Here is a 3654-nt window from a genome sequence, read left to right on the forward strand (position 1 = left end):
AAATTCAAGAACTTTAAAACCAAAATACTCATCGCTTTAAACATTCAAAAAGAGAGAACCGGAACGATTCTCTCTAGATGTTAATTATAAGTCACCCACTACAGTTGACGAAGAGCCGTGATTAGCTAGTAAGCATCTTGTCTGTGTTTCATCTATGGGCTGAAACAGACTAAAACTCACATCACTATAAAAAGGCTAGAATAACATTTCTCGACCACGTTATTCTAGCCTTTTCCTGTTTTTAAGATTTCTTGCTCAAACCTTATACAAGCTCATGATACTCTTGATATAAGTCCTGACGATTAAGCCCTCTTTCTTTTGCTACCATCTTAATAGCTTGATTTGGTTTAGTCCCTGCTGCAACACGCGCCTTAACATCGTCTAATGGCGACAATAGGTCTTGTACCGCTGGCATAATGCTTCCATCATTGCCATCAACAATCACTAAACACTCTCCCTTTAAAGGATTATCAGACAAATAAGATAATAATCCTGTGATTGAACCACGTTGGTACTCCTCATAGAGTTTGGTTAACTCTCTTACCAAGACGACCTGACGATCTCCATAAACTTCCAACATATTTTCCAAAGTTGAAACAACGCGATAAGGTGATTCATAGAAAATCTGCGTTTCTGGGTAAGATAACTTTTCAGTAAAAAATGCTTTTTGCTGACCAGATTTACGTGGTAAAAAACCGTAAAAAACATGGGGCTGAGGCGCTAAACCACTAGCAATCAGAGCTGTAATCCCGGCTGAAGCTCCGGGTAAAGCAACTACTGAAATGTCTTCTGCGATAGCCGCCTTAACTAAATCATGTCCAGGATCAGAAATGGAAGGCATACCCGCATCAGACACTTGCGCTAAAGAATGTCCTTCTTTTAGCATGGTCACTAAATCTGGAATTTTCTCAAAAGCGTTGTGTTCATGAAAACTGATCTGACGTGTTTCAATATCAAAATGCTTGAGTAACAAGCCTGTGTTTCGTGTATCTTCTGCACAGATGGCATCAACCGATTTCAACGTTTCAACAGCTCGATAAGTCATATCTGATAAATTACCAATCGATGTCGGAACTAAATAAAGCGTACCATAGGAAGACTGTCCCTTAAAACTTTTTTGAACCTGCATGATTACTCCCTATATAGTAGCTCTAAACAGAAGGCACATTGCTCATCGTTTTCACGTCTTTGACCGTAAAAATCCGTACAAATGTGAAAACCATCCTCATAAATGGTATCCAAATGGTGCTTGGCTTGAGGTTGAATTTTTTCAGCATGTTGCTCACTTACTTGCGTCAAACGCTCGCGTAGCTTGTTATTTTCCAAGCGCAGCTGTGTATTTTCTTCCACCAAATCTTGTACTTGCTTTTTAATGGCTTCAATCTCGGCTAAGGTCACCATAAGATTTTGTGAAAACCCATCAAATACATCAAATAAATCTTTTTTAGCCACCACAGCTACCTCCTCATGACCTTAACTCATTATGCTTGTAATATCATATATTCTAAAGCGTTTTGAAAGCTGACATTAGATTGCCACATCTTTCTAGCAAGAATAAGCCTATCTAAATAGTCAATCGCCTTTGGATTCTTTAAATCTTGTCCCAACAAAGACACCAATAGTTGAAAAGCCAATGCTTGAGAATCCTTATCTGTTAACTGACTCGCTAGTCGACTAATTTCTAAATAAGCTTTTCCTTTGTCTGTCAGCAACAGTCCAACAAAACGTTCTAGTATCTGTAAATCGCTTAAAATTTTAGGATCTTCTGCTAAACTCCTAGCCTCACTAACGGAAGAAGCGACATCTGCTAGAAGCCCAGCTTGACTGCGGAATAAGCCCTTTTGTTCTAAATCAAGCTTGATAACCTCATGATTTTTACGAAAATGAAACTGTTGGCAACGGCTTTTAATGGTTGCTAGAAGCTGATTCTCATCCTCAACCAGAAGTATCAAATAGATATGACTCTGCGGCTCTTCCATAACCTTCAACAGACTATTAGCTGCATTGACATGCATCTTGTCAGCTCCACGGATAATGACAACCTGATCCTTCCCTTCATAACTAGAGCTAGAAAAGCGACTCAATAAGGCACGTACATCATCTGTTTTGATAAAACCATTGGTCGGCTCCAAGATAGCCAAGTCCGCAAAATCATCCTCAGCAATTAAACGACAAGAACGGCATTTGCCACAGGGTTCTAAACCGTCAAAATCTTCACAAAATTGATACTGGGTGATCCAGATAGCCATTTCCCAAGCTGCAAAACCACCTGTAAATAAATAAGCATGGCTACGTTTATTGTTCGCCAGGATTCGTTGCATTTCTTGTAGCAATTGCGGCTGTTGGTGCTCCAATACACTCGTCAAAGGATTTTTAGGCATCGTTTAAGTCCTTGTATTTGTTGATAATCACAGTCAAAGTATCTTCCACAACCTTTTCCACAGATTGACTAGCATCAATTAAAGCAATACGGTCGGTGTTCTCCTCTAAAAGAGCCAGGTAACCTTGACGAACCTTTTGGTGCATATCCAACTTTTCTAAATCCAAACGGTTGATCTCGCGATCCGCATTTTTGGAAATACGTTCTAAACCAAGTTCTGAAGTCACATCAAGATACACTGTCAAGTCTGGCTGACGGTGATCTGTTGCATAAGCATTTAACCAAGTGATATCAGCAACATCCAACCCTCGCCCATAGCCCTGATAAGCTACTGAACTATCGATAAATCGATCAAGCAAGACGATAGCATCTTTCTCAAGGTTAGGAAGGATTTTCTCAACCAAGTGTTGGCGACGGGCTGCAATGTAAAGCAAGAGCTCCGTTTTAGCATCCATTGCTGTATGATTAACATCTAAAATGATATCACGAATCTTTTCAGCAATATCAACACCACCAGGCTCGCGAGTCGCAACAATCTTCTGGTCAAATAAATCTTGTAGTCTGGGGATAACTTGTTCTAAAACAGTCGTTTTCCCAGCACCATCAGGTCCTTCAAAGGAAATCAAAAATCCATTAGTCATAGTACTTCTATTTTAGCAGAATTTATCAAAAAAAACGACAAGAATTCTTGCCGCTTTTTTGCTTCCCAATTTATAAAATAAAGCTAGACAGAAAAAACCATCTATGTTGGGCTCAGATAAACAGGCTCTATAAGACTGTCGTGGGTAAAATCCACTGCGGATGTTATAGGGCTTTTGACTATATCAAAAAAGAGAGAACCGGAACGATTCTCTCTAGGTGTTAGCTATAAGTCACCCACTACAGTTGACGAAGAGCCCAAAACTGTTGCTTTTTGCTTTAATCAGGAAGACTTTTGTCCCAGACTCCTCAAAAATAATCTTTGTCCTTTGCATTTCTACATATGACAAATGATAGTAACGAACATATCTCCAAAAGAAGTTGAAATTGAGTGAACTCCATAATACTGAGAGAGTTGTTTTTTAGATATAGAATTTAAAGCCAGTTCAATTATTGATCATTTGTAAAATCCTAATCTACTATCGTTGATTATTAATCTTGCTTTTTGTTACGTTTAGAAAGCATACCGACTGCAAAGAGTACTGACATACCTGCAAGGATACCCAAATTAGATTCTTCACCTGTTTCTGGCAACTTAGCTTGATAGTTGGCAGAGGCATCAGATTTCTTAGCTG

General features: G+C 39.1%; 5 protein-coding genes. All 5 read right to left on the minus strand.

The features are described 5' to 3' along the window. Positions 1–262: 262 nt before the first annotated feature. Positions 263–1129, minus strand: a complete 867-nt coding sequence (rsmI, locus tag ACMZ6U_RS09710; RefSeq protein WP_416108243.1) for a 16S rRNA (cytidine(1402)-2'-O)-methyltransferase — start codon at positions 1127–1129, stop codon at positions 263–265. Positions 1130–1131: 2 nt separating this feature from the next. Continuing rightward, positions 1132–1452 (minus strand): DNA replication initiation control protein YabA, encoded by a 321-nt coding sequence (gene yabA, locus ACMZ6U_RS09715; RefSeq protein ID WP_416108244.1) that lies wholly within the window; start codon positions 1450–1452, stop codon positions 1132–1134. Between the two features lie 29 nt (positions 1453–1481). Beyond that, on the minus strand, positions 1482–2381 hold the full coding sequence (locus ACMZ6U_RS09720; protein WP_416108245.1) for a DNA polymerase III subunit delta': 900 nt from the start codon (positions 2379–2381) through the stop codon (positions 1482–1484). Further along, a complete protein-coding gene (gene tmk, locus ACMZ6U_RS09725) occupies positions 2374–3021 on the minus strand; it encodes a dTMP kinase (RefSeq protein ID WP_416108246.1) in 648 nt (215 codons plus the stop codon). Before tmk ends, ACMZ6U_RS09720 begins: the two co-directional genes overlap by 8 nt. 490 nt (positions 3022–3511) lie before the next feature. Beyond that, on the minus strand, positions 3512–3654 hold a 143-nt coding region (locus tag ACMZ6U_RS09730; protein ID WP_416108247.1), incomplete at its 5' end, for an LPXTG cell wall anchor domain-containing protein.

Source organism: Streptococcus pluranimalium, from assembly GCF_047785745.1.
GTDB lineage: Bacteria > Bacillota > Bacilli > Lactobacillales > Streptococcaceae > Streptococcus > Streptococcus pluranimalium_B.